1 tRNA gene and 1 rRNA gene are annotated in these 1,234 nt (G+C 55.4%); both read left to right on the top strand.

What is annotated here, in order from left to right:
- Positions 1 to 177: 177 nt before the first annotated feature.
- Positions 178 to 253: transfer RNA gene (locus BN1800_RS39550), tRNA-Ala, on the top strand.
- Positions 254 to 835: 582 nt separating this feature from the next.
- Positions 836 to 1,234, top strand: a 23S ribosomal RNA gene (locus BN1800_RS42120); the annotation flags it as partial.

Genomic DNA, 1,234 nt, shown 5'->3' with positions numbered 1-1,234 from the left:
GCCCACCATTTGCATTTTGCGAGTGATGGCTGAGGGATTGACGAGCCGAGACGCGGCATGTTGCCGAACCTGGGGTTTGCCCCGGGCGATCGAGCTGATGGGGCTGTAGCTCAGCTGGGAGAGCACCTGCTTTGCAAGCAGGGGGTCAGCNGGTTTGCCCCGGGCGATCGAGCTGATGGGGCTGTAGCTCAGCTGGGAGAGCACCTGCTTTGCAAGCAGGGGGTCAGCGGTTCGATCCCGCTCAGCTCCACCATATTTTGTCCGGACGCTGTGGCGCTCTTCGAGCGTTGCGCTCTGGAGGCCGCCGAACGATCGGCGAGGCGCTTTATGCGCGGTATGGGTGGATGATTTGAACATCGGCGTTTGTCTTCTGGAAGAAATAAAAAGTTTGCATCGTCTGCGTGACGATGCCTGTTCTGCATATATCGTGAAGAGAAGATTGATCTGGAGGCTTCCAGGTGTTTTGGGTTTTGGCCCAGGGCGTCCGAAGCCGGTTCCAATGATGTCGTTGAAGGTCTAGCCGACCGGAAACGAAAGAGGAGCCGGACGTAGGAAGGAAGCTTGTCCCGAGGCATTGTTGTTGTTTGAAGGCTTTGGCGTTCATCTGACAGACGGTGCTGGATTGGCGTTGCCTGACCGCGCGCCACCGGATTTGATCTCGAGAAGCTGGTCTTAAGATGAGATTGCAAGTGAGCTGCTCGGCGTAGCTCCAATAAAGCGATCTTGTCGAACACGTCGATGGCATTGTTGGATTGACTGGGTTGTAAAAGGTAACCCGGTCTGTTGCCGTTCCTTGGGAACGGGCAACGAGATGATGAGCATTGGCAATGAGAACGATTAAGTGTCGTAAGGGCATTTGGTGGATGCCTTGGCATGCACAGGCGATGAAGGACGTGATACGCTGCGATAAGCCGTGGGGAGCTGCGAATGAGCTTTGATCCATGGATCTCCGAATGGGGAAACCCACCTTAAGATACTTGGGAAATCATTTTGGTTGTCGGATCTNGAGCTTTGATCCATGGATCTCCGAATGGGGAAACCCACCTTAAGATACTTGGGAAATCATTTTGGTTGTCGGATCTTTGATCCGACGTTTGACGGCGAACGATCGCCGACGGCCTATCGGCCTGTATGGGAACTTCCTATACAGCGCGGTAGCGCGTCGCCGGTCGTCCGGCGCGCTCACGCAGCGCTGCACGGAACGTGCGGGACAAGCGTGAGTGAGAACCGAAAT

The sequence above is a fragment of the Rhizobium sullae genome, assembly GCF_900169785.1.
GTDB classification, from domain to species: domain Bacteria; phylum Pseudomonadota; class Alphaproteobacteria; order Rhizobiales; family Rhizobiaceae; genus Rhizobium; species Rhizobium sullae.
The sequence above is the reverse complement of the archived record's forward strand: the minus strand, read 5'-3'. Positions and strand labels throughout refer to the sequence as shown.